General features: G+C 41.4%; 29 protein-coding genes, 1 rRNA gene and 2 pseudogenes. 29 read left to right on the forward strand and 3 right to left on the reverse strand.

Annotated features, from left to right (window positions below; all coding sequences use genetic code 11):
* The first annotated feature begins 2 nt into the window (after positions 1-2).
* The 21 genes and pseudogenes from rplF to rpsI (K8L98_RS00920) all read left to right on the forward strand — a co-directional run bounded on the left by rplF (position 3) and on the right by rpsI (K8L98_RS00920) (position 12391).
* A complete protein-coding gene (rplF, locus tag K8L98_RS00820; RefSeq protein ID WP_223438944.1) occupies positions 3-539 on the forward strand; it encodes a 50S ribosomal protein L6 in 537 nt (178 codons plus the stop codon).
* Between the two features lie 33 nt (positions 540-572).
* The gene (gene rplR / locus K8L98_RS00825; protein ID WP_070875222.1) at positions 573-935 is read left to right on the forward strand and encodes a 50S ribosomal protein L18; all 363 of its coding nucleotides are present in this window, start codon (positions 573-575) and stop codon (positions 933-935) included.
* A 23-nt stretch (positions 936-958) separates the two neighbouring features.
* Positions 959-1459, forward strand: a complete 501-nt coding sequence (gene rpsE / locus K8L98_RS00830; protein ID WP_029282798.1) for a 30S ribosomal protein S5 — start codon at positions 959-961, stop codon at positions 1457-1459.
* 13 nt (positions 1460-1472) lie between these two features.
* A complete protein-coding gene (rpmD, locus tag K8L98_RS00835) occupies positions 1473-1655 on the forward strand; it encodes a 50S ribosomal protein L30 (RefSeq protein ID WP_101569366.1) in 183 nt (60 codons plus the stop codon).
* 31 nt (positions 1656-1686) lie between these two features.
* Positions 1687-2127 (forward strand): 50S ribosomal protein L15, encoded by a 441-nt coding sequence (gene rplO / locus K8L98_RS00840; RefSeq protein ID WP_223438945.1) that lies wholly within the window; start codon positions 1687-1689, stop codon positions 2125-2127.
* The gene (secY, locus tag K8L98_RS00845; protein WP_223438946.1) at positions 2127-3422 is read left to right on the forward strand and encodes a preprotein translocase subunit SecY; all 1296 of its coding nucleotides are present in this window, start codon (positions 2127-2129) and stop codon (positions 3420-3422) included. Before rplO ends, secY begins: the two co-directional genes overlap by 1 nt.
* A gap of 56 nt (positions 3423-3478) precedes the next feature.
* On the forward strand, positions 3479-4132 hold the full coding sequence (locus K8L98_RS00850; RefSeq protein ID WP_223438947.1) for an adenylate kinase: 654 nt from the start codon (positions 3479-3481) through the stop codon (positions 4130-4132).
* Positions 4129-4875: a type I methionyl aminopeptidase gene (gene map, locus K8L98_RS00855; RefSeq protein WP_223438948.1), complete on the forward strand. Its 747-nt coding sequence runs from the start codon at positions 4129-4131 to the stop codon at positions 4873-4875. The genes K8L98_RS00850 and map overlap by 4 nt, the downstream gene beginning before the upstream one ends.
* Before the next feature lie 17 nt (positions 4876-4892).
* A pseudogene (locus tag K8L98_RS00860) lies at positions 4893-5227 on the forward strand (KOW domain-containing RNA-binding protein).
* Complete coding sequence (gene infA / locus K8L98_RS00865; RefSeq protein WP_070875217.1) at positions 5205-5423, forward strand: translation initiation factor IF-1; 219 nt, start codon at positions 5205-5207, stop codon at positions 5421-5423. Before K8L98_RS00860 ends, infA begins: the two are co-directional and overlap by 23 nt.
* Before the next feature lie 32 nt (positions 5424-5455).
* Complete coding sequence (rpmJ, locus tag K8L98_RS00870) at positions 5456-5569, forward strand: 50S ribosomal protein L36 (protein WP_003156543.1); 114 nt, start codon at positions 5456-5458, stop codon at positions 5567-5569.
* Between the two features lie 23 nt (positions 5570-5592).
* Positions 5593-5958: a 30S ribosomal protein S13 gene (gene rpsM / locus K8L98_RS00875; protein WP_070875216.1), complete on the forward strand. Its 366-nt coding sequence runs from the start codon at positions 5593-5595 to the stop codon at positions 5956-5958.
* A gap of 21 nt (positions 5959-5979) precedes the next feature.
* Entirely contained in the window at positions 5980-6369 is a 390-nt protein-coding gene (gene rpsK, locus K8L98_RS00880) for a 30S ribosomal protein S11 (protein WP_029282777.1), read from the forward strand.
* Between the two features lie 186 nt (positions 6370-6555).
* Positions 6556-7500 carry a DNA-directed RNA polymerase subunit alpha gene (locus K8L98_RS00885; protein ID WP_070875215.1) on the forward strand — a complete coding sequence of 315 codons (945 nt, stop codon included), beginning with the start codon at positions 6556-6558 and terminating at the stop codon, positions 7498-7500.
* 80 nt (positions 7501-7580) lie between these two features.
* Positions 7581-7943 carry a 50S ribosomal protein L17 gene (rplQ, locus tag K8L98_RS00890; RefSeq protein WP_070875214.1) on the forward strand — a complete coding sequence of 121 codons (363 nt, stop codon included), beginning with the start codon at positions 7581-7583 and terminating at the stop codon, positions 7941-7943.
* Between the two features lie 209 nt (positions 7944-8152).
* Entirely contained in the window at positions 8153-8995 is an 843-nt protein-coding gene (locus K8L98_RS00895) for an energy-coupling factor ABC transporter ATP-binding protein (protein ID WP_223438950.1), read from the forward strand.
* On the forward strand, positions 8971-9837 hold the full coding sequence (locus tag K8L98_RS00900) for an energy-coupling factor ABC transporter ATP-binding protein (protein ID WP_223438951.1): 867 nt from the start codon (positions 8971-8973) through the stop codon (positions 9835-9837). The genes K8L98_RS00895 and K8L98_RS00900 overlap by 25 nt, the downstream gene beginning before the upstream one ends.
* A complete protein-coding gene (locus tag K8L98_RS00905) occupies positions 9834-10631 on the forward strand; it encodes an energy-coupling factor transporter transmembrane component T family protein (protein WP_223438952.1) in 798 nt (265 codons plus the stop codon). The genes K8L98_RS00900 and K8L98_RS00905 overlap by 4 nt, the downstream gene beginning before the upstream one ends.
* Before the next feature lie 6 nt (positions 10632-10637).
* Positions 10638-11381: a tRNA pseudouridine(38-40) synthase TruA gene (gene truA, locus K8L98_RS00910; RefSeq protein ID WP_223443049.1), complete on the forward strand. Its 744-nt coding sequence runs from the start codon at positions 10638-10640 to the stop codon at positions 11379-11381.
* A 159-nt stretch (positions 11382-11540) separates the two neighbouring features.
* A complete protein-coding gene (gene rplM / locus K8L98_RS00915) occupies positions 11541-11978 on the forward strand; it encodes a 50S ribosomal protein L13 (RefSeq protein WP_070875209.1) in 438 nt (145 codons plus the stop codon).
* 20 nt (positions 11979-11998) lie between these two features.
* On the forward strand, positions 11999-12391 hold the full coding sequence (gene rpsI, locus K8L98_RS00920) for a 30S ribosomal protein S9 (RefSeq protein ID WP_029282760.1): 393 nt from the start codon (positions 11999-12001) through the stop codon (positions 12389-12391).
* A 79-nt stretch (positions 12392-12470) separates the two neighbouring features.
* Here rpsI (K8L98_RS00920) and K8L98_RS00925 read toward each other — a convergent pair whose 3' ends face one another.
* On the reverse strand, positions 12471-12776 hold the full coding sequence (locus tag K8L98_RS00925; RefSeq protein ID WP_338037005.1) for a tyrosine-type recombinase/integrase: 306 nt from the start codon (positions 12774-12776) through the stop codon (positions 12471-12473).
* A gap of 1168 nt (positions 12777-13944) precedes the next feature.
* Between K8L98_RS00925 and K8L98_RS00930 the strand changes: the two genes are divergently transcribed.
* The 5 genes and pseudogenes from K8L98_RS00930 (at position 13945) to K8L98_RS00945 (ending at position 17932) form a co-directional block, all read left to right on the forward strand.
* Entirely contained in the window at positions 13945-14955 is a 1011-nt protein-coding gene (locus K8L98_RS00930) for a LysM peptidoglycan-binding domain-containing protein (RefSeq protein WP_223438954.1), read from the forward strand.
* Positions 14956-15325: 370 nt separating this feature from the next.
* Positions 15326-15388, forward strand: a pseudogene (rpsI, locus tag K8L98_RS26765) (30S ribosomal protein S9); the annotation flags it as partial.
* A 138-nt stretch (positions 15389-15526) separates the two neighbouring features.
* Positions 15527-15973, forward strand: a complete 447-nt coding sequence (locus tag K8L98_RS00935; RefSeq protein ID WP_338037006.1) for a DUF2521 family protein — start codon at positions 15527-15529, stop codon at positions 15971-15973.
* Between the two features lie 70 nt (positions 15974-16043).
* Positions 16044-16757, forward strand: a complete 714-nt coding sequence (cwlD, locus tag K8L98_RS00940; protein WP_223438955.1) for an N-acetylmuramoyl-L-alanine amidase CwlD — start codon at positions 16044-16046, stop codon at positions 16755-16757.
* 116 nt (positions 16758-16873) lie between these two features.
* On the forward strand, positions 16874-17932 hold the full coding sequence (locus K8L98_RS00945; protein WP_223438956.1) for an Mrp/NBP35 family ATP-binding protein: 1059 nt from the start codon (positions 16874-16876) through the stop codon (positions 17930-17932).
* A 52-nt stretch (positions 17933-17984) separates the two neighbouring features.
* Here K8L98_RS00945 and gerD read toward each other — a convergent pair whose 3' ends face one another.
* A complete protein-coding gene (gene gerD / locus K8L98_RS00950) occupies positions 17985-18632 on the reverse strand; it encodes a spore germination lipoprotein GerD (RefSeq protein ID WP_223438957.1) in 648 nt (215 codons plus the stop codon).
* 142 nt (positions 18633-18774) lie between these two features.
* On the opposite strand from gerD, the gene K8L98_RS00955 reads away from it, so the two are divergent.
* Positions 18775-19389, forward strand: a complete 615-nt coding sequence (locus K8L98_RS00955; protein WP_223438958.1) for a KinB-signaling pathway activation protein — start codon at positions 18775-18777, stop codon at positions 19387-19389.
* 31 nt (positions 19390-19420) lie between these two features.
* On the opposite strand, the gene pdaB is transcribed toward K8L98_RS00955, so the two are convergent.
* A complete protein-coding gene (gene pdaB, locus K8L98_RS00960) occupies positions 19421-20185 on the reverse strand; it encodes a polysaccharide deacetylase family sporulation protein PdaB (RefSeq protein WP_223438959.1) in 765 nt (254 codons plus the stop codon).
* Between the two features lie 120 nt (positions 20186-20305).
* Between pdaB and K8L98_RS00965 the strand changes: the two genes are divergently transcribed.
* A complete protein-coding gene (locus tag K8L98_RS00965) occupies positions 20306-20518 on the forward strand; it encodes a hypothetical protein (protein WP_223438960.1) in 213 nt (70 codons plus the stop codon).
* Between the two features lie 239 nt (positions 20519-20757).
* A 16S ribosomal RNA gene (locus K8L98_RS00970) occupies positions 20758-22295 on the forward strand.
* Positions 22296-22414 lie beyond the last annotated feature (119 nt).

The raw sequence follows: 22414 nt of genomic DNA on the forward strand, positions 1-22414 counted from the left end.
GAATGTCTCGTATTGGTAAAAAACCACTTGAAATCCCTGCTGGTGTAACAGTTGCGATCAACGAAAGCACTGTAACTGTTAAAGGACCTAAAGGTGAATTAACTCGTACTTTTAACTCTGATATCAACGTTAAAGTTGAAGATAACGTACTTACTGTGACACGTCCTTCTGATCAAAAAGAACATCGTGCTCTTCACGGTACTACTCGCAGCCTTTTAGGCAACATGGTTGAGGGCGTTTCTAAAGGATTTGAAAAAGGTCTTGAATTAGTAGGTGTCGGTTACCGTGCTACTAAATCTGGCAACAAGCTAGTTCTAGCTGTTGGATACTCACATCCTGTAGAAATCGTTCCTGAACAAGGAATCGAAATTGAAGTACCATCAAATACGAAAATTATCGTAAAAGGTACTGATAAAGAACGTGTTGGAGCTATCGCTTCAAACATCCGTGCTATTCGTCCGCCAGAGCCTTATAAAGGCAAAGGTATCCGCTACGAAGGTGAATATGTACGTCGTAAAGAAGGTAAAACAGCGAAGTAATATCGCCTAGATGATAAGAAAGGAGTGACCTAGATGATTACGAAACTTGATAAAAACGTTGTGCGTAAGAAAAGACACGGCCGTGTTCGCGCGAAATTATCTGGAACAACTGCTCGTCCTCGTTTAAACGTATTTCGTTCTAATCAGCACATCTATGCTCAAGTAATTGACGATCTTCAATCAGTTACAATTGCAAGTGCTTCTACTTTAGATAAAGATCTTAATCTTGACGCAAAAGCTAATATTGATGCAGCTCAAAAAGTTGGCGAATTAGTTGCTAAGCGTGCGATTGAAAAAGGTGTTAAATCTGTTGTATTTGACCGCGGGGGTTACTTATACCATGGTCGTGTAAAAGCTTTGGCTGAAGCTGCTCGCGAAGCTGGATTAGAATTTTAATAAAAAAAGGAGGGACACAGAGAATGGGTCGTATTGAACCAAACAAATTAGAGCTTGAAGAACGCGTTGTTACCGTAAACCGTGTAGCTAAAGTAGTTAAAGGTGGACGTCGTTTCCGCTTTGCTGCATTAGTAGTTGTCGGCGACAAAAACGGTCATGTAGGTTTCGGTACTGGTAAAGCACAAGAAGTGCCAGAAGCGATTCGCAAAGCGATCGAAGACGCTAAGAAAAATCTTGTTGAAGTACCTATGGTTGGTACTACTATTCCTCACCAAGTCATCGGAAGATTCGGTGCTGGAAACATCCTTTTAAAACCTGCATCTGAAGGTACTGGCGTTATCGCTGGTGGTCCTGTTCGTGCGGTACTAGAATTAGCAGGAGTTAGTGACATCTTGTCAAAATCACTAGGTTCTAACACTCCAATTAACATGATTCGTGCTACAATTTCTGGATTAACAGAACTTAAACGCGCTGATGAAGTTGCGAAGCTACGTGGCAAGTCGGTTGAAGAATTGTTAGGATAAGGAGGGAAACATGATGGCAAACAAATTAGCGATTACCCTCACTCGTAGTGTAATTGGTCGCCCAGAAGACCAACGTATTACTGTTAAAACACTAGGTCTTAAAAAAATGCATCAAACTGTTGTACTTGATGATAATGCTGCTATTCGCGGCATGATCGGTAAAGTATCACATCTGGTTACAGTTAAAGAACAATAATATAGATCTCTAATATCAAGGAGGTGTCCCGATGAAACTTCATGAATTAAAACCAGCAGAAGGGTCACGCAAAACACGCAATCGTGTTGGCCGTGGTACAGGTTCTGGTAACGGTAAAACGTCTGGTAAAGGTCATAAAGGACAAAACGCTCGTTCTGGCGGCGGTGTTCGCCCTGGATTCGAAGGTGGTCAAACTCCTTTATTCCGTCGTCTGCCTAAACGCGGATTTACGAACATCAACCGTAAAGATTACGCGATCGTGAGCTTAGACAAATTAAATCTTTTTGAAGACGGTACTGAAGTAACAACTGAACTTTTACTTGAAGCTGGCATGATCAGCAAAGTAAGATCAGGCGTGAAAGTACTTGGCGACGGCAAGCTTGAGAAAAAGCTTACTGTAAAAGCTAACAAATTCTCTGCATCTGCTAAAGAAGCTATTGAAGCTGCTGGCGGTTCAGCTGAGGTGATTTAATGTTTAAGACAATCTCCAATTTTATGCGCGTGGGTGATATCCGCAATAAAATCTTGTTCACCCTTTTAATGTTAATTATATTTCGCATCGGTACTTTCATCCCTGTGCCTAACGTCAACGCTGACGTTTTAAAGGCTCAGGATGAAATGAATGTTTTCGGAATTCTTAACACGTTCGGCGGTGGTGCACTGTATAACTTCTCTATCCTCGCGATGGGAATTATGCCTTACATTACAGCATCCATTATCGTGCAGCTTTTGCAGATGGATGTTGTGCCGAAATTTACTGAGTGGTCAAAGCAAGGTGAAGTTGGCCGTCGTAAACTAGCACAATTCACTAGATATTTTACGATTGTACTAGGTTTCATCCAAGCGTTGGGTATGTCTTATGGTTTTAATAATCTCGCTGGGGGATTATTAATTGAAAACCCAGGTATTACAACGTACCTTTTAATTGCAGTTGTCTTAACAGCAGGTACTGCTTTTTTAATGTGGTTAGGAGAGCAAATTACCTCTAGAGGTGTTGGCAATGGTATTTCCATTATCATCTTTGCAGGGATTGCAGCAGGAATCCCTACAACTCTTAACCAAATCTATGCACAACAATTCCAGGACGCTGGAGATCAGCTTTTCTTGAATATTGTAAAAGTTGCGCTGATAGTTTTAGCGATAATCGCAATAATAGTTGGAGTTATCTTCATTCAGCAGGCGCTTCGCAAGATTCCTATTCAATATGCGAAGAACTCAGCAGGTCGTGCACCGGCGAAAGGTCAGTCTACTCACCTTCCGCTTAAAGTGAACCCGGCTGGCGTAATCCCTGTCATCTTTGCGGTTTCGTTCATTATTACACCGCCAACGATTGCATCATTCTTTGGGTCCAATGATGTTACAGACTGGATTCAAAAAACGTTTGACTATACACAGCCAATCGGCATGGTAGTCTATGTTGCTCTAATTATTGCTTTCACTTATTTCTATGCATTCGTTCAGGTTAATCCGGAACAAATGTCAGAGAATCTGAAAAAGCAAGGCGGATATATTCCAGGCATTCGCCCTGGTAAAAATACGCAAGAATATTTGACAAAAATTCTATACAGACTGACGTTTGTTGGTTCTCTTTTCTTAGCAGCTATCTCAGTTCTTCCTGTATTCTTTATTAAGTTCGCTAACTTGCCAGCTTCTGCACAGATTGGCGGAACGAGCTTGTTGATCGTAGTAGGGGTTGCTCTTGAAACGATGAAACAACTTGAAAGTCAGCTTGTTAAGCGTCATTACAAAGGATTCATTAAACAGTAAGGTTATGGGACTTGGGTCCCTTTCCTTCTAAATAGAGACTGAGGGGGGTAATATTCTTGAATTTAGTTCTTATGGGTCTGCCAGGAGCCGGAAAAGGCACACAGGCAGAACGAATCGTTGAAAAATATGAAGTCCCTCATATCTCAACAGGGGATATGTTCAGAGCTGCTATTAAAGGTGAAACAGAATTAGGTCTTAAAGCAAAATCCTTCATGGATCAGGGTGCACTTGTTCCTGATGAAGTAACAATTGGTATCGTCCGTGAGAGATTGGGCAAGAATGATTGTGAAAAAGGTTTCCTCTTAGACGGTTTCCCGCGCACAGTTGCTCAAGCTGAAGCTTTAGAAGGAATTCTGTCAGATCTTAATAGAAAAATTGATTATGTCATTAACATCGAGGTTGATAAAGACATCCTTATGGAGCGTCTTACAGGTCGCCGTATTTGTAAAAAATGCGGATCAACATATCATCTCGTTTTCAACCCTCCTGCGGCTGAAGGAATCTGCGACAAATGTGGCGGAGAGCTTTACCAAAGAGAAGATGATAACGAAGAGACTGTTGCAAACAGACTTGAAGTGAATCTCAAACAGACACAACCTTTGCTGAATTTCTATGAAGAAAAAGGATATTTGCGTAATATTAATGGACAACAGGACATTAAGCAGGTTTTCGTTGACGTTAATGAGCTGCTTGGAGGATTAGGTGAATGATCATTTGTAAGACTCCACGTGAAATTGAAATCATGCGTGAAGCTGGTCGCATTGTCGCATTGACCCACCAGGAACTCCAAAAACATATACAGCCTGGAATTACTACAAAAGAACTGGATGTAATTGCCGAAAAGTTTATACGCGGAAGCAATGCAATTCCATCTTTTAAAGGTTATAATGGTTTTCGCGGGAGCATTTGTGCTTCAGTGAATGAGGAGCTCGTTCACGGAATACCTGGAGATCGAGTATTGCGTGAAGGAGACATTATCAGCATTGATATTGGTGCTAAATATAATGGCTATCATGGTGACTCTGCTTGGACATATCCTGTTGGAAAAATCTCTGAGGAATCCGAAAGACTTCTTGAAGTAACGGAGGAATCCTTGTACAAAGGGCTTGCTGAAGCAAAGCCTGGCGAGAGACTATCCAATATATCACACGCTATTCAGACGTATGTTGAACAGCATCAATTCTCGGTCGTTCGGGAATATGTTGGACACGGCGTTGGACAGGATTTACATGAAGATCCGCAGATTCCGCATTATGGTCCGCCAAACAAAGGTCCGAGGTTAAAACCAGGCATGGTCTTGGCAATTGAGCCAATGGTTAATGCCGGCAGCCGTTATGTAAGAACTCTTTCTGACAACTGGACAGTTGTTACGCAAGACCGCAAGATGTGTGCTCATTTTGAACATACAATTGCTATTACTGAAACTGGCTATGAAATTTTAACTAAAGCCTGATCCGAAGGTGATATTGTTTGAACGAAGCCGAATCGAGTCCGCGCATAGGTCAGTTTGTCCATATTACTGAAGGCAGAGAAGCTGGACAATATGCTGTTGTGATCAGAATTCTCGATGAACGATTCGTTTTAATAGCTGATGGAGAGAATCGATTGTTTCACTCCCCGAAAAAGAAGAATGTTAATCATCTAGAATTTATTGATTGCGTATCTCCGGAAGTTCAGAACAGTATATATGAAACAGGTCGTGTGACAAACGGGAAACTTCGGTTTGCCTTAACAAAGTTTGTCAATGAGCAAGTTGCTGATTTGAAGAAGGGAGAAAAGTGAATGGCGAAAGACGATGTAATTGAAGTAGAGGGTACTGTACAGGAGACATTGCCAAATGCAATGTTCAAAGTTGAGCTTGAGAACGGTCATACGGTTTTAGCGCATGTATCTGGAAAAATCCGCATGCATTTTATTCGTATTTTACCTGGAGACAAAGTTACGGTAGAATTATCACCATATGATCTATCTCGTGGCAGAATTACGTACCGTTTTAAATAAAACACTCCGCAACTAAGGAGGTAAGAGAAATCATGAAGGTAAGACCATCGGTTAAACCAATCTGTGAGAAATGCAAAGTTATTCGCAGAAAAGGCAAAGTAATGGTAATTTGTGAAAATCCAAAACATAAACAAAAACAAGGCTAAAACTAAAGGAGGTGCAGCTTTAAATGGCTCGTATTGCTGGTGTAGATATTCCTCGTGACAAACGCGTTGTTATTTCATTAACTTACGTTTTCGGTATTGGTCGTCCAACTGCTGAAAAAGTACTAGCTGAGGCTGGTGTTTCTGAAGATACACGTGTGCGTGACTTAACAGAAGAAGAATTAGGTAAAATTCGTGATATCGTAGACAAGCTGAAAGTTGAAGGAGACCTTCGTCGTGAAGTTTCTTTAAACATCAAACGTCTGATTGAGATCGGCAGTTTCCGCGGTTTGCGTCATCGTCGCAGTTTACCTGTTCGTGGTCAAAATACCAAAAATAACGCTCGTACTCGTAAAGGACCTCGTCGTACGGTTGCGAACAAGAAAAAATAAGGTAAAGGAGGTTAACCCACAATGGCTCGTAAAACGAACACTCGTAAGCGTCGCGTAAAAAAGAATATTGAGGCTGGTATCGCTCATATTCGTTCAACATTTAACAACACGATTGTTACTATTACAGACGTACATGGTAACGCTCTTTCTTGGTCAAGTGCAGGTTCACTGGGATTCAGAGGATCACGTAAATCAACTCCATTTGCTGCACAAATGGCTGCTGAAGCTGCAGCTAAAGGATCAATTGAACACGGTATGAAAACTCTTGAAGTAACTGTTAAAGGACCAGGTGCAGGCCGTGAAGCTGCAATCCGTGCACTTCAAGCTGCTGGTCTAGAAGTAACAGCTATCAGAGACGTTACTCCGGTTCCACATAACGGATGCCGTCCGCCAAAACGTCGTCGTGTATAAATTTTCTGTATAGATTTTGTATCCCTGTCAATAATGGGTTATGATACAGTAAAAAGTTCTCGCAGAAATGACTATTCTGTTGTTGTGCACATTCGGGACTTTATAATGGGGAATTTCGGTTAGACACACCTAAATGCAAAATATTTGTCTAGCCGGGGTTTCGACGTTTTGAAGGAGGGTTTATAGATGATAGAAATTGAAAAACCAAAAATCGAAACGGTTGAAATCAGCGACGATGCCAAGTACGGTAAATTCGTCGTCGAACCACTCGAGCGTGGATATGGTACTACTTTGGGTAACTCCTTACGTCGTATTCTCTTATCCTCACTCCCTGGTGCCGCTGTAACATCAATCCAGATAGATAGTGTACTCCATGAATTCTCTACAATTGAAGGCGTTGTTGAAGATGTTACAACAATCATCTTAAACATTAAAAAGCTTGCTCTTAAAATCTACTCTGAGGAAGAAAAAACGCTTGAGATTGACGTACAGGATGAAGGAGTTGTAACGGCTGCAGATATTACTCACGACAGTGATGTTGAAATTCTAAATCCGGACCTTCATATTGCTACATTAGCGAAGGGTGCACATTTCCGTATGAGATTGACTGCGAAGCGTGGACGCGGATATACTCCGGCTGATGCAAACAAAAGAGAAGATCAGCCAATTGGCGTTATCCCAATCGATTCTATTTTCACACCTGTATCCCGCGTGTCTTATCAAGTTGAAAATACACGTGTAGGTCAAGTGTCGAACTATGATAAACTTACTTTTGATGTGTGGACAGACGGAAGCACAGGTCCAAAAGAAGCTATTGCACTTGGTGCAAAGATTCTGACTGAACACCTTAATATCTTCGTTGGGCTTACTGATGAAGCTCAAAACGCTGAGATTATGGTGGAAAAGGAAGAGGACCAAAAAGAAAAAGTTTTAGAAATGACGATCGAAGAATTGGATTTGTCAGTTCGTTCTTATAACTGTTTAAAACGTGCAGGCATCAACACTGTACAGGAGCTTGCTCATAAAACAGAAGAAGACATGATGAAAGTTCGTAACTTAGGTCGTAAATCTTTGGAAGAAGTTAAAGCGAAACTAGAAGAACTTGGCTTAGGTCTTCGTAAAGACGACTGACGACTAGTTAACAAGTTAACTAGCGTTTTCGCGTGTTTCTAAAATTAACATACAGTATTAAACGAAGGAGGGAACACATAATGCCTTACAGAAAATTAGGACGTACAAGTGCTCAACGTAAAGCGTTACTTCGTGATCTAACTACAGATTTAATTATCAGCGAGCGCATTGAAACTACTGAGGCGCGTGCGAAAGAATTACGTTCAACTGTAGAAAAAATGATTACTTTAGGTAAACGTGGGGATCTTCATGCCCGCCGCCAAGCTGCTGCTTACATCCGTAACGAGGTAGCAAACGAAGAAGGCACGCAAAATGCACTTCAAAAACTATTCGGTGATATCGCACCACGTTATACAGAGCGTCAAGGTGGATACACTCGCATAATGAAACTTGGACCTCGCCGCGGCGACGGAGCACCAATGGTCATTATCGAATTAGTTTAATTATATTTAGTTACTCCAAGGGCGGGTCAGTTTTTAGAAACTGGATCTATGCCCTTTTTTTATACACTTAAAGCCCCTTTATTCTATTCATAGAATGAAGGGGCAATCTAAGTGTGAGCAGAGAGAGAATAGAAGAGTACAGGTGTTTTTATGCGTGAAGGTTGCACCATAACATTAAACGCACAAAAACACAGGTGAGGGAGGCAGCAATGGAACAACCGATCATTCATGTGAATGACGTGACATTCCGTTATCACGAAGAGGATGAAAGACCCGCATTGAATTCCGTTTCCTTAAGTGTAATCAAAGGAGAATGGCTTGCGGTCGTCGGTCATAACGGCTCGGGCAAGTCTACACTTGCGAGAGTCCTGAATGGTCTGATCCTGCCTCAGAAGGGTAACGTAATCGTAAACGGCATCACTCTAAATGAAGATTCAGTTTGGGAGATTCGAAAACAGATTGGCATGGTTTTTCAAAATCCTGATAATCAATTTGTCGGTACAACCGTAAAAGATGATGTGGCTTTTGGTTTAGAAAATCACGGAGTGCCGCGGGAAGTAATGAAAAAGCGCGTGGAATGGGCTACACATAAAGTGAAGATGGAAGCATTTCTCGATCAAGAGCCGCACCATCTATCAGGAGGACAAAAGCAGCGTGTTGCCATTGCCGGCGTAATCGCTGTGCAGCCTCAAATTATCATCTTAGATGAAGCAACCTCCATGCTTGATCCCCAAGGAAGAAAAGAAGTCATGGAAACAGTAAGAGAGCTAAAAGATCAGGGCATCGTGACAGTCATATCGATTACTCATGATTTAGAGGAAGCTTCAAAGGCTGACAGGATTGTTGTCATGAATGGCGGGGAAAAGTTCGCCGAAGGTACACCTGAGACAATCTTTAAACTAGATCAGAAGCTAGTTGAAATTGGCCTTGATCTCCCTTTTCCATACAGAGTAAGCATGAAGCTGAGAGAAGCAGGGGTTAACCTGACGAGCAACCATCTAGATGAAGAAAGCCTGGTGAATGAACTATGGATATTACATTCAAAGAGTTAGAGCACAGGTACCAAGTTCATTCCCCTTTTGAACGTCTTGCCCTATATGATATTAATCTGGCGATTAAAGATCATTCTTTCGTTTCGATTATCGGACATACAGGATCAGGGAAATCTACCATCCTGCAGCATTTAAATGGTCTGCTGAAGCCAACAAAGGGATCGATCTCTATTGGGGACCGCAAGATTGAAGCCAACAAGAAAAATAAGAACCTGAAATCAATCCGCCAACTGGTTGCGATTGTCTTTCAATTTCCAGAGCATCAGCTGTTTGAGGAAACGGTGGAACGAGATATTATGTTTGGCCCTTTGAATTTCGGCGTATCCCCTGAAGAGGCAAAAGTGAAGGCAAGAGATGCATTAATACGTGTCGGTCTTCCTGCAGAGGTTCTTCAAAAATCTCCATTTGATTTAAGCGGCGGACAAATGAGACGTGTCGCCATTGCAGGTGTCCTGGCCATGGAGCCGAAGGTGCTGGTACTCGATGAACCGACAGCAGGACTTGATCCAAGCGGCAGAAAAGAGATCATGGATCTTTTCTATACCCTCCATCAAGATCGATCGCTTACCACCATCCTAGTCACGCACAGCATGGAAGACGCTGCCTGTTATTCAGATGAAATTGTTGTCATGCACAAAGGAACGGTTCAAATGAAAGGAACGCCTGAAGAAGTATTCAGCCATTCTGAAACGTTAATTTCTGCAGGACTTGATCTTCCGGAAACCGTAAAGCTTCAAAGGATAATAGAACAAAAGCTTGGCAAGGAACTGAAAGGGATCTCGCTTTCCATAGATGACTTGGTTGATCAGGTTGCATCTGAGATAAAGGGTGACCCGAAATGATGAACAGTATGATCATTGGAAAATATGTGCCTGGAAGTTCACTCATTCATAAGATGGATCCGCGTTCAAAACTAACGATGATCTTTTTATTTGTCTTTATTGTCTTTTTTGCGAACAATGCACTGACCTATTTAATCCTTGGTTTGTTCACGCTCTTTATCGTTGCTTCTACCAAACTGCCGCCGAGATTTTTGCTGAATGGCTTGAAGCCGATTATCTGGATTATTCTATTTACATTTATTCTGCACATTCTGGTCACGAAAGAAGGTCCGCTTCTGTTTGAATTCGGTTTTCTTTCGATTCATGAAGAAGGTGTCAGACAAGGGATATTCATTTCCCTGCGGTTCCTGTTTCTTATTCTGCTTACAACAATCCTGACGTTAACTACTACTCCTATTGAAGTAACAGATGGGATGGAAAGTCTGCTGAATCCGTTTAAAAAAATCGGTCTTCCTGTCCATGAGCTCGCGTTAATGATGTCGATCTCACTCCGGTTTATTCCAACACTGATGGAAGAAACGGATAAAATCATGAAAGCGCAGATGGCAAGAGGAGTTGATTTTGCGAGCGGGCCTGTAAAACAAAGGATCAGTGCAATCATACCGCTGTTAGTACCGCTGTTTATAAGCGCCTTTAAACGGGCTGAGGAACTTGCAACAGCCATGGAAGCGCGGGGATATCAGGGCGGCGAGGGCAGAACAAAGCTGCGTGAGCTGAAATGGGGAATCCTCGATACAGTTATTCTAACCATATTAATCGGTGTAGGCATTGTTCTATTACTATTTCGTTCATAGGAGCTTATCATGAGGGTAAAATGCACAATCGGATATGATGGCACAAGATTTAACGGTTTTCAAATTCAGCCGAATATGAGAACTGTACAGGGTGAGGTTGAGAGGGGCCTTAAAAGGCTTCATAAAGGAAAAGAAGTAAAAGTATTTGCATCGGGAAGAACGGATGCGGGAGTCCACGCAGTTGGTCAGGTTCTGCATTTTGATACAGATATTTATATTCCTGAGAACCGCTGGCCCAATGCATTAAATTCCCTGCTCGCTGAGGACGTTGCGATTCAATCCGTTGCGTTTGTAAACGATGACTTTCATGCGAGGTATCATGTCCGAGCCAAGGAATACCGCTATAAAATAAGCCGCTCAGCGATACGGAATGTATTTAATCGAAATTATTCTTATCATTATCCTTATAAACTTGATTACGTCAAAATGAGAGAAGCGATTAAATTTCTTATCGGCACTCATGACTTTACGAGCTTCTGTTCTGCGAAGACGGATAAAGAAGACCGGGTAAGAACATTATATGATATCGAATTTTATGAAGAAGATGACATGCTTACTTTCCGGTTTGTAGGCGACGGATTTCTTTATAACATGGTAAGAATATTGGTCGGCACTCTGATCAATGCAGGACGCGGAGCGCTGGATCCTTATCAGATTCCGGAGATACTGAAGGCACAGGATCGTTCCCTTTGCGGCAAAACAGCCCCGGGGTGCGGATTATATTTGTGGAAAGTTTATTATGACAACTAAACCAGGTGTAACATTTTCTTGACAATGTTGCCTGAACGTTATAATATATCATATGGTATGTATTTCAACCCCACAAATAAGCCCCGGAAGAGTTTAATTTGTGTTTTGAAATAGAATGATTAAATTTTAACAATTGAAAGATATTTAGGAGGGAAAAACATGCGTACAACATATATGGCGAAAGCAACTGAAGTTGAACGTAAATGGTTCGTAGTAGATGCGGCTGGCAAAACTTTAGGTCGTCTAGCTAGCGAAGTAGCATCTGTACTTCGTGGTAAACACAAACCAACTTACACACCACATGTAGACACTGGTGATCATGTTATCATCATTAATGCAGCACAAATCGAACTTACTGGTAAAAAATTGACTGACAAGATTTACTACCGTCACAGCCAATTTCCAGGCGGTTTGAAATCAAGAACAGCTCTTGAAATGCGTACAAACTATTCTGAGAAAATGCTTGAATTAGCAATTCGCGGAATGCTTCCTAAAGGTTCATTAGGACGTCAAATGTACAAAAAATTACATGTATATGCTGGCAACGAACATCCACATCAAGCACAACAACCAGAAGTTTACGAACTTCGCGGTTAATTATTAAGGAGGTTATTAATTTGGCACAGGTTCAATATTACGGTACTGGCCGTCGTAAAAGCTCAGTAGCGCGTGTTCGTCTGGTTCCAGGCGAAGGCCGTATTGTTATCAACGATCGTGAAGTAAAAGATTACATCCCATTCGCAGCTTTAATCGAAGATATTAAACAACCATTAAACTTAACTGAAACAGCTGGAAGCTATGATGTTTTAGTTAGCGTTAACGGCGGTGGATTTGCTGGTCAAGCTGGCGCTATCCGTCACGGTATCTCTCGTGCATTATTAGAAGCTGACCCAGAATACCGCGGCACTTTAAAGCGCGCTGGTCTTCTAACTCGTGACGCTCGTATGAAAGAACGTAAAAAATACGGTCTTAAAGGCGCTCGTCGTGCACCTCAGTTCTCAAAACGTTAATTATCAATGTTTATGCCCTTTCCCGAAGTATCGGGGAGGGGTTTTTTATTTGTCGAAAAAGGTATTTGAATACCCCTCCTCATAAATCCATGTAATCTTGAAATAAATTGGCTACTTTTTCTTTGGCGGTGTTTGAGACGTGAGTATAGATGTTCATGGTTGTTTGAATGTCTGTATGGCTAAGCCGCGCTTGTACATCTTTAATGCTAGCCCAAGCTTCGAATAACAAAGAAGCATGAGAGTGACGTAAACCATGAATGGAAATAGACGGAAAATACTTATGGTTTTTGGGTAACTTGGTTAACTGATCATTTAAGCTGGCTAAACGGATATACTTCATTTTTCTTTCATTGTGGTCGTACCTAGGAAAAGAGGCACTGGTCATCAGGTAGTAAATCTATATCAACATCGTAAAACTCTTCAGATTGCCTTTTACACCATTTGTTAAGCCACCCTAGTGGGGGTTTCATCGTCAATACTGATTACGCGGCGTGAAGCTGCTGTTTTAGGCGTCTGCAGAAGTTGCAGCCCCTTTGTTGTAACTAGGGTCTTCCTAAATGATATAGATTTATTATTAAAATCAATATCTGACCAATACAACGCAAGAACTTCACCTTTTCGTGCTCCAGTAAAAGCTAGAATACGAAAAAAAATAAAAGTTTTCTAATTTACCTCGCTTTCAGCTACTTTTAAGAATTGCCTTATTTTCAGGAAAACCAGGTCAAAAGAAGACCGAAAGGAACTTGCGCTAGCACTTCGGAATTTAAGAGCTGGAGATAACATCGCAGCATATTGCTTGTTTTATCTATAAAAAGTGAATTTATCAAAAATAGAAGGACATACAAAGGAATAGTCAATAAATATCCAGATTACAAAATTGTTGAAAAAGGATTATGAAAATAAAAGAAGAACGCTCAAAAAATGTAATTTTTTGTAGGGAAATATGATAAGGTGTCATAACTTAATAAATAGGGTAACGCTTGTCTTAACACTTTCATATTATATACAAGACGTGAGGTAGCACCTTGCGTCACTTTAGATTGACTATTTATAGTCAGTCTCTTTTTTTGGAACAAAACTTACCCAAAACTTAAGACTTATGACGATCTACGGAAAAGCGTGTAGACCCATTGCATTTCTTAACGAGTGAACGACTCTGAATATAAAAGGACTAAAAAAATAAAAGCCAAAAAGGACAGCAGCCTGAGCCTCCTAGGCTTCTGACCCTCTACCTGCTGAAGGCTAAGTCGGATAGTCAGCCAGTCAAGGGGCAAAAAACTTTTTTGATTCACTACACGTTCGTATCATCAAAAAACTTTTTGTGCTTACCCCTTACCGTCTATCTATGCTTCTTGTTCGTCTTCCACGTAAATGGGCGAAAATTATCCCCCATAAGTTATAAAATCTTATATCTGCGAATGCTCACATAAGTCAGTCGCTTTTTTAATGCATTAGAATAATTTCATAGCGGTTTTACAAAATATAAAAAGGTAAGGAAAAGGTGCCTTTGATGGATAACAGCGTTTCACGATATCACAAGGGGGTTCAAAAAAATGAAAAAACAATATATGCTTCTATTTAGTTTGGTTTTACTACTACTAATGAATGGATATCCTGCCCATGCAGCCAATAACCTGAGAAATTTGTATGACGTGAAATCAGGAGATTATTTAGGAAAAATCGCAAAAACGTATGGAACTTCTGTAATAGACCTGAAACTTATCAACGGATTGCAATCAGATAAAATCATGGTTGGCCAGAAATTAAGGGTTCCCATAATGTACACAGTTGCTCCTGGCGATACGCTATGGGAGCTATCACAAGTATTTAACTCTACCGTCCAATCCATAAAAACAGCTAATAAACTTGCAACGAACAATATCTTTACCGGGCAAAGATTAAGGATTCCTCCGAAAAGGCTATCCATGCAAGGACAATATGTTCTGATGACAAGAGAGGAATTTAAGGATTGGCTTTTCAACCATATCTTCACAAGGAAGATAGGGAAGATCCAACAACATCACACTTATTCACCTTCCTACCAGCAATTCAATGGTTCCAATCATTTTTCATTGTTGAAGGCCATGGAGGAGCATCATGTTAAGGGAATGGGTTGGAGTAACATCAGTCAACAATTAACCACCTTTCCGGACGGAAAAGTCGCAGTTGGCAGGCCATTTGACACACCTCCCGAAGGTTCATTTGGTTTGCAAAATAAAGCGGCCATGCATAGGATCGAAGCAGATGCACTAGCTATTGAAAATCTTGGGAACTTTGATAAAGGGAAGAATCAAATGACTGCGGAACAAAAGGAAACGATTGTGATGATCACGTCCTTGCTTAGTTTAAAATATGGATTAACTCCTTCTATTAACAGTATCACATACCACCACTGGTGGGATATTAACTCCGGAGAAAGAGTGTTAGATAAAGGAGAGGGACATGCTGTTAAATCTTGTCCAGGGACAGACTTTTTCGGAGGGAATTCCACAACTAGTGCAAAAAATAATTTTTATCCCTTAGTGTCAAAGAAAATGAAGGAAATACGAGCATCTATGCGATAAGCATAGTAGAGATAAATTCATGTGCTACCTCGAAGAAAGGGGATTGAATCAGTTAAAACAGATTATATTAACTTCTTGTGGATAACCAAGAATTATAAAATGAACACAATATGATTCTTTTACTAGAATTTATATTACTCTAAAGTGACGGATGGATAGATGGAAATCAGGTGGTTAAAAGTGGGTTTAAATAATTGCAAAAGAACATTCTATGTAATTACACACATTGCCCGCCAGCATATGATTTTATGAATACCTTTTGAATACCCTTTAATGCACTTAAATGAAATTCATCGAAATCGAAAAAGTATTAAATCCATATTAACAAAGGCATTTGATGTATTGTTAATTGGGTTGAAACACATCAAAAAATGAACGTAAAAAATACGGTCTTAAAGGCGCTCGTCGTGCACCTCAGTTCTCAAAACGTTAATTCGTTTTCCAAAAACCACAACATTATGTTGTGGTTTTTTTGTTGTTTCTAAAACACCGTCTTCCTATTTGAGATTTGAAATCTTTACCGCGTATGATAACGATTAGCAGTAGGACAATAAAGTGAGGGGGCATTTATATGATGGAAAATATCACTTCACTTTCAGATAAAAGAAGAGAGAAGCAAATCAGCTATGAACGCAGCATACTAAAAGACCTTACGTTAACTCAGCTGAAAACAAAAGCTTACGAGTGCTTTGGCGTTTTTATGCATTCCGGAAAGTTTGACTACTCAGCTATAGAAGATGGCTGCATTGATTTTTCCATAGAGGCATATCTGCTCGGTGCAAGCTACAGCAGGTTTGGCTTTTTTGGAGAAACCATGCAGACTGTAAATGCAAGATCAAGACGGGAAGAAAAACTGCTTGTTGACCAGCTGTTTGACTACATGCTGATATGGGGGAACCCTGGCGAAAATGACTTCAAAAATGAATCGATCTATTATGCATGCGAGTTTTTAATTCATTTGTGGTGGTCGGAGGGTTTTGAAAAAGGAGAAAAACGGCTTAAGCTTCGTCTCCATTAAAACTGGATAACTTATCATATTTCCTGCTGGTCCGCCATATAGTGTTAAAGGACGAGCAGGAGGGGAAAAAATGAGAAGAAAGCTAAGATGGTTTGGCTTCGGTGCAGGCTTTATTTTATTACTCCTATTATTTCAGTTTCAATTCAACAACGACAGCTCCTGGAAGTCGTGGAATCTCCCTTTAACAGGAAAGGTCATTTACATAGACCCAGGCCACGGAGGACCAGACGGAGGGGCAGTCGGGAAAGAACATCTTGAAAAAGATATCGCACTCTCCATATCCAAGCAGATCAGAGATTACCTTCAGGAACAGGGAGCATTGGTCCTCCTCACTCGTGAAAAGGATACTGATCTAGCTGAAAAGGATACAAAAGGATATTCAAAAAGAAAAGGGCAGGATTTAAGAAAAAGACTCCAAATAATAAACGAATCAGAAGCAGACCTTTATTTAAGTATTCACTTGAATGCCATTCCTTCTAATCAGTGGAGCGGGGCACAGACTTTTTATCATTCAAAAATGAAAGAGAATGAAAAGGTGGCAAAATTCATTCAAGATGAATTAAGAAGGAATTTAGAGAATACAGACAGAAAAGCAAAACAAATGAATACAATCTATTTAATGAAACATATCGATAAGCCAGGTGCATTAGTAGAAGTAGGTTTCTTATCAAACCCTGAGGAAGCCCGGCTTCTCGGAACAGAAAAATATCAGGATAAAATAGCTGCTTCCATCTATAATGGCATCTTAAGATATATGACCCATGAAAAAAATCCTCCAGAATGAAGGATTTTTTTGTTTTGCTGCTGCGCATTCCTCCATTTAGGTTCAAACGTGCGATACCTCTTTTTTGTCTAAATATGTTATACTGATGTAAACGAATACAACAAAGGGTGGTTATCATGCTGAAAGAGGAAACAGCTCGTAAAGTCGTCGGGAATTTAAAAGAACCTTTTTTACATAGAACCTTAGAAGAATTAAATGCGATTGAAGAAGTTTCGATAAAAGAAGAGAAAAATCATATAAGTATGAAAGTAGCGATTGCCAAAACTGGTACATCAGAACAAATGCAGCTGCAGCAGGAGATCGTCGCTAAGCTGAAGGAAGCAGGTGCTGCAACAGTCGGTCTCCGTTTCACAGAGCTGCCTCAAGAAGTAATTGCGAAATATCAAACAGCAAAGCCTGAAGATCCTTCCTTGCTCACTGAAGGAAAGCAGCCGACATTTATAGCGATAGCAAGCGGAAAAGGCGGCGTCGGAAAGTCTACCGTATCGGTTAATTTAGCAGTAGCATTAGCTCGCTTAGGCAAGAAAGTCGGTTTAATTGATGCGGATATTTATGGATTTAGTGTTCCTGATATGATGGGAATCACCAAAAGACCGGTTGTAAGGGGCGAAAGAATCATCCCTGTTGAGCGGTTCGGTGTTCAAGTTATTTCAATGGGATTTTTCGTTGAAGATAATGCTCCGGTCATTTGGAGAGGTCCTATGCTTGGTAAAATGCTCAACAACTTCTTTCAGGAAGTAGAGTGGGGAGATCTGGATTATCTGCTGCTTGATCTGCCTCCGGGTACTGGCGATGTTGCACTCGATGTGCATGCTATGCTTCCGTCATGTAAAGAAATCATCGTGACAACTCCTCATCCGACAGCAGCATTTGTAGCGGCTAGAGCGGGTGCTATGGCTCTCAGAACCGAGCATGAGGTAATCGGGGTAGTTGAAAATATGTCTTACTTTGAAAGCAAGCTCACTGGCGAAAAAGAATATGTATTTGGCAAAGGCGGAGGAGAAAAGCTTGCGCATGAACTTGATGTGCCTGTGCTTGGAAACATCCCCCTTCAGCAGCCGGACTGGAACGAAGAAGACTTTGCTCCATCTGTTTATGCGAAAGATCACCCTACAGGTGAGATTTACTTAGGTATTGCCAAAAAGGTAACAGAACTTGTGCCTGTGAGTGTATAAAGGAAAAGCGCCAAGTGATTGGCGCTTTTCTCTTTTTTTAGATTTACGGGAATTATTGACCGCCTTCTCCAGTTTCACCTTGACCGCCTTCTGATTGCTGTCCGCCGCTTTCAGTGCCGCCTGAGCTTCCTTGACCGCCGCCTTGCTGATTCATTTCTTTAGCAGCTTTTAAAAGGGTTTCTTCCATTTTTGTTTTGAAAAGCGGGCTATTAATGGTTTCTGTTATCACTTGCTGAAGATGCTTGCGGAATTCCTGACTTTGAAGCACCTTTACTGTTTGTTTTTCCATTTCGGGATTTTGAAGGACTCCAATAAGCATTTCTTGATACTCCGGGTCTTTCATTAAGCCCTTAATTACTTTTTCATGCTCCGTCTGTAGGCTTTTGGCGAAGCTTTCACTGAACTTTGGATCTTCAAAGGTTTTTTTCCAGAATTCCGCTCCTTTTTCGGATGTCAGTGTTTTAGAAATGGTATCTGAGACAACTTTTTGATCCATGATCAAATTTTGCTTCATGTCATCATTTTTCAAAATTTCCTGGATCGCTTTTTTTCCATCATCAGTCTTTAATATATCAACAACCATCTTTTTTGTTTCTTCATAATCCAGTTGTCCTGCGGGCTGGTCTTTTGGAGAACAGCTTGCAAGGAAGGAACAGATGGCTATTAGTGTAAATAATGAGAGCAACCTTCGCTTTTTCATCTGTGCAAAGCTCCTTTCATTTTCAAGTTGCCTATTTTTAATATGAATTATCTAAAGCTTTTTATACTGGTAAATAAAATAGCTTTTTTAGAAAGACATTGGTAAAATTTCATGAGTAGATTACATATTGGGGGAAACTGCATTGAACAGTAGAAATTGGGTCCGTTTGTTTTTGACGACTCTGCTTGTCGGGGGCATTAGTACAAGCATCGTCGGTTTTGCATTAAGGTGGGGAGAGTATCAGAAATTTTTCACATCTTTTGATCTTATTGAAATCCTCTCTATTTTATTTTGGCTGATCGGTGTAGGTTTTATTTTCAGTATTATTAGCCAAATGGGCTTTTTTGCGTATTTAACGATCCACCGCTTTGGTCTTGGCATTTTCAGAACAGCAGCATTATGGAATGCGATTCAAATCGTGCTGATTTTGTTTGTGGTGTTTGATTTGATTTATTTCCGCTACCAGCTTTTCGCGGCAGAAGGCGAATCACCTCTGTCATATATCCTTCTTGCATTATTCCTGGTCATTTTCAGCTTGGCTGTAGCATATATCAAGATGCAGCAAACCAATAAAATGGCGTTCATTCCAGCTTTATTCTTTATGATTGTCGTTACAGCTGTCGAATGGGTCCCTGCTCTCCGTGTAAATGAAGGAAACTGGCTGTATCTCATGCTCATTCCGCTTCTCATATGCAATGCGTATCAGCTTTTATTATTAACTAAATTATCTCAAGTCAAAAAAGCTAAGCCGATGTGAGCTTAGCTTTTTTTCTATAATTCGGCATTCATTATTTAACTTCTGTTGATTTCGCATTTCCATTAGCGATTAATTCAGCTATGGATACATTCTTTAATCCTTTTTGTTTCAGGCCGTCAACAATTTGGGGAAGTGCTTTTTGTGTTTGCTTAGCGGAGTCTGATGCATGCAGCAGGATAATGTCCCCGCCTTGAACACTGTCATTGACGTTTTTAACAATGGTGCCTACACCGGGATTTTTCCAATCATCAGAATCAACACTGTAATGGACAACCGTATATCCGTATCTTTCGGCAATTGTAAGAATTTCTTCATTGAAATTGCCTGTTGGCGGTCTGAGGAGTTTAATATCCTTAAGACCGAGCTCATTAAATACATCCTGTGCCATGAGAATGTCCCGGCGTATATCCTCAGCCTCCAAAGCGGTGTAATTTTTATAGGCATAACCCATGCTTCCCACCTGGTGTCCGTCCTTCACAATTTGCTTGACGATTTCAGGATGACGTTCTGCCCATGCTGCAGAGAGGAAGAATGTTGCATTCGTAATGCCGTTATTCTTCAACGTATCAAGAATGGGCTTTGCCTTTTCGTCGCCCCAGCTGATATCAAATGTAAGAGACACTTTATTTTCCTTCTCCTCACCCCTGAAAACGGCTTTAGGTCCATCTGCGGTTGAGAAAACAGGAAATTGCATGACGTTTTCTATATATAAAATCCCGGCTGTAAAAAGCGCAGCTATTACAATAATGATAAGTTGTTTGATCTTTTTAACATGTAAAACATAAAAATTGTTCATCCTCATCAACCCCGTCCCAATGTTCTTGTCTCATATGTATGCCAAGCTGTTAATAATATGATTAGAAAATTACACGTTGTGCAATAATGATAAAACTTAGGCAGCTTAGAGGAGGATCATATGTCAAAAGGATTCATTTTTAATGATAAAGAAGCACGGGAAATGGAACTGCTGGTCGAACAGGAATTATCAATTATCAGCAATATACTGATAGATGAGAATCTGACATTTGTTCAAAAAAGATCTCTTTTAGAAAAAAGAGAACTCCTCAGTAATTTGTATAAAATTATCAGCGGAAAATTCGATCAGCATTTAAATAAAAATATCAAATAATTTCTATTGACCATGGTTGGAATAGATGTTATATTATTATTCGTCGCTAAGAAACAATCTGAATTTGAAATAACGAAAAAAATTATTCAAAAGGTTGTTGACACAGCGATAGTGACCATGTTAAATTATATAAGCCGTCACCACTGATGACGGAAATGATCTTTGAAAACTAAACAAAACCAAAAGCGTACCAAACGTTTTAAATTTTTGAAGTCAGCAACAAATTGAGTCACAAATTTTCTTCGGAGAGTTTGATCCTGGCTCAGGACGAACGCTGGCGGCGTGCCTAATACATGCAAGTCGAGCGGACCTCTTCGGAGGTCAGCGGCGGACGGGTGAGTAACACGTGGGCAACCTGCCTGTAAGACTGGGATAACTCCGGGAAACCGGAGCTAATACCGGATAGTATCTTGAACCGCATGGTTCAAGTTGGAAAGACGGTTTCGGCTGTCACTTACAGATGGGCCCGCGGCGCATTAGCTAGTTGGTGAGGTAATGGCTCACCAAGGCAACGATGCGTAGCCGACCTGAGAGGGTGATCGGCCACACTGGGACTGAGACACGGCCCAGACTCCTACGGGAGGCAGCAGTAGGGAATCTTCCGCAATGGACGAAAGTCTGACGGAGCAACGCCGCGTGAGTGATGAAGGTTTTCGGATCGTAAAACTCTGTTGTTAGGGAAGAACAAGTGCGAGAGTAACTGCTCGCACCTTGACGGTACCTAACCAGAAAGCCACGGCTAACTACGTGCCAGCAGCCGCGGTAATACGTAGGTGGCAAGCGTTGTCCGGAATTATTGGGCGTAAAGCGCGCGCAGGCGGTTTCTTAAGTCTGATGTGAAAGCCCCCGGCTCAACCGGGGAGGGTCATTGGAAACTGGGAAACTTGAGTGCAGAAGAGGAGAGTGGAATTCCACGTGTAGCGGTGAAATGCGTAGAGATGTGGAGGAACACCAGTGGCGAAGGCGACTCTCTGGTCTGTAACTGACGCTGAGGCGCGAAAGCGTGGGGAGCGAACAGGATTAGATACCCTGGTAGTCCACGCCGTAAACGATGAGTGCTAAGTGTTAGAGGGTTTCCGCCCTTTAGTGCTGCAGCTAACGCATTAAGCACTCCGCCTGGGGAGTACGGTCGCAAGACTGAAACTCAAAGGAATTGACGGGGGCCCGCACAAGCGGTGGAGCATGTGGTTTAATTCGAAGCAACGCGAAGAACCTTACCAGGTCTTGACATCCTTTGCCACTTCTAGAGATAGAAGGTTCCCCTTCGGGGGACAAAGTGACAGGTGGTGCATGGTTGTCGTCAGCTCGTGTCGTGAGATGTTGGGTTAAGTCCCGCAACGAGCGCAACCCTTGATCTTAGTTGCCAGCATTCAGTTGGGCACTCTAAGGTGACTGCCGGTGACAAACCGGAGGAAGGTGGGGATGACGTCAAATCATCATGCCCCTTATGACCTGGGCTACACACGTGCTACAATGGATGGTACAAAGGGCTGCGAGACCGCGAGGTTTAGCCAATCCCATAAAACCATTCTCAGTTCGGATTGCAGGCTGCAACTCGCCTGCATGAAGCTGGAATCGCTAGTAATCGCGGATCAGCATGCCGCGGTGAATACGTTCCCGGGCCTTGTACACACCGCCCGTCACACCACGAGAGTTTGCAACACCCGAAGTCGGTGGGGTAACCGCAAGGAGCCAGCCGCCTAAGGTGGGGTAGATGATTGGGGTGAAGTCGTAACAAGGTAGCCGTATCGGAAGGTGCGGCTGGATCACCTCCTTTCTAAGGAAGATATGAGGACGCTTTTGGTTTTTGTTTAGTTTTGAGAGATCATTCTCTCTATGATAGAAGACAAATCATCCGATTTGTCGGTTGTTCTTTGAAAACTAGATAACGTAATT

Source organism: Metabacillus dongyingensis, assembly GCF_019933155.2.
In the GTDB taxonomy this organism is placed as follows: Bacteria; Bacillota; Bacilli; order Bacillales; family Bacillaceae; genus Bacillus_P; species Bacillus_P dongyingensis.

What these genes read in the sequence shown, in the direction of transcription:
- secY (WP_223438946.1), top strand. Translation starts at nt 2,127, where the DNA reads ATGTTTAAGACAATCTCCAATTTTATGCGCGTGGGTGATATCCGCAAT.
- gerD (WP_223438957.1), bottom strand. Translation starts at nt 18,632, where the DNA reads ATGAAAAAGCGAAGGTTGCTCTCATTATTTACACTAATAGCCATCTGT.
- K8L98_RS00925 (WP_338037005.1), bottom strand. Translation starts at nt 12,776, where the DNA reads ATGACCAGTGCCTCTTTTCCTAGGTACGACCACAATGAAAGAAAAATG.
- K8L98_RS00930 (WP_223438954.1), top strand. Translation starts at nt 13,945, where the DNA reads ATGAAAAAACAATATATGCTTCTATTTAGTTTGGTTTTACTACTACTA.
- K8L98_RS00945 (WP_223438956.1), top strand. Translation starts at nt 16,874, where the DNA reads ATGCTGAAAGAGGAAACAGCTCGTAAAGTCGTCGGGAATTTAAAAGAA.
- rplQ (WP_070875214.1), top strand. Translation starts at nt 7,581, where the DNA reads ATGCCTTACAGAAAATTAGGACGTACAAGTGCTCAACGTAAAGCGTTA.
- infA (WP_070875217.1), top strand. Translation starts at nt 5,205, where the DNA reads ATGGCGAAAGACGATGTAATTGAAGTAGAGGGTACTGTACAGGAGACA.
- map (WP_223438948.1), top strand. Translation starts at nt 4,129, where the DNA reads ATGATCATTTGTAAGACTCCACGTGAAATTGAAATCATGCGTGAAGCT.
- rplO (WP_223438945.1), top strand. Translation starts at nt 1,687, where the DNA reads ATGAAACTTCATGAATTAAAACCAGCAGAAGGGTCACGCAAAACACGC.
- K8L98_RS00935 (WP_338037006.1), top strand. Translation starts at nt 15,527, where the DNA reads ATGATGGAAAATATCACTTCACTTTCAGATAAAAGAAGAGAGAAGCAA.
- K8L98_RS00900 (WP_223438951.1), top strand. Translation starts at nt 8,971, where the DNA reads ATGGATATTACATTCAAAGAGTTAGAGCACAGGTACCAAGTTCATTCC.
- rplR (WP_070875222.1), top strand. Translation starts at nt 573, where the DNA reads ATGATTACGAAACTTGATAAAAACGTTGTGCGTAAGAAAAGACACGGC.
- K8L98_RS00905 (WP_223438952.1), top strand. Translation starts at nt 9,834, where the DNA reads ATGATGAACAGTATGATCATTGGAAAATATGTGCCTGGAAGTTCACTC.
- pdaB (WP_223438959.1), bottom strand. Translation starts at nt 20,185, where the DNA reads ATGAACAATTTTTATGTTTTACATGTTAAAAAGATCAAACAACTTATC.
- rpsM (WP_070875216.1), top strand. Translation starts at nt 5,593, where the DNA reads ATGGCTCGTATTGCTGGTGTAGATATTCCTCGTGACAAACGCGTTGTT.
- cwlD (WP_223438955.1), top strand. Translation starts at nt 16,044, where the DNA reads ATGAGAAGAAAGCTAAGATGGTTTGGCTTCGGTGCAGGCTTTATTTTA.
- rplF (WP_223438944.1), top strand. Translation starts at nt 3, where the DNA reads ATGTCTCGTATTGGTAAAAAACCACTTGAAATCCCTGCTGGTGTAACA.
- rpmD (WP_101569366.1), top strand. Translation starts at nt 1,473, where the DNA reads ATGGCAAACAAATTAGCGATTACCCTCACTCGTAGTGTAATTGGTCGC.
- rpsE (WP_029282798.1), top strand. Translation starts at nt 959, where the DNA reads ATGGGTCGTATTGAACCAAACAAATTAGAGCTTGAAGAACGCGTTGTT.
- rpsK (WP_029282777.1), top strand. Translation starts at nt 5,980, where the DNA reads ATGGCTCGTAAAACGAACACTCGTAAGCGTCGCGTAAAAAAGAATATT.
- K8L98_RS00885 (WP_070875215.1), top strand. Translation starts at nt 6,556, where the DNA reads ATGATAGAAATTGAAAAACCAAAAATCGAAACGGTTGAAATCAGCGAC.
- rpmJ (WP_003156543.1), top strand. Translation starts at nt 5,456, where the DNA reads ATGAAGGTAAGACCATCGGTTAAACCAATCTGTGAGAAATGCAAAGTT.
- K8L98_RS00965 (WP_223438960.1), top strand. Translation starts at nt 20,306, where the DNA reads ATGTCAAAAGGATTCATTTTTAATGATAAAGAAGCACGGGAAATGGAA.
- rplM (WP_070875209.1), top strand. Translation starts at nt 11,541, where the DNA reads ATGCGTACAACATATATGGCGAAAGCAACTGAAGTTGAACGTAAATGG.
- K8L98_RS00895 (WP_223438950.1), top strand. Translation starts at nt 8,153, where the DNA reads ATGGAACAACCGATCATTCATGTGAATGACGTGACATTCCGTTATCAC.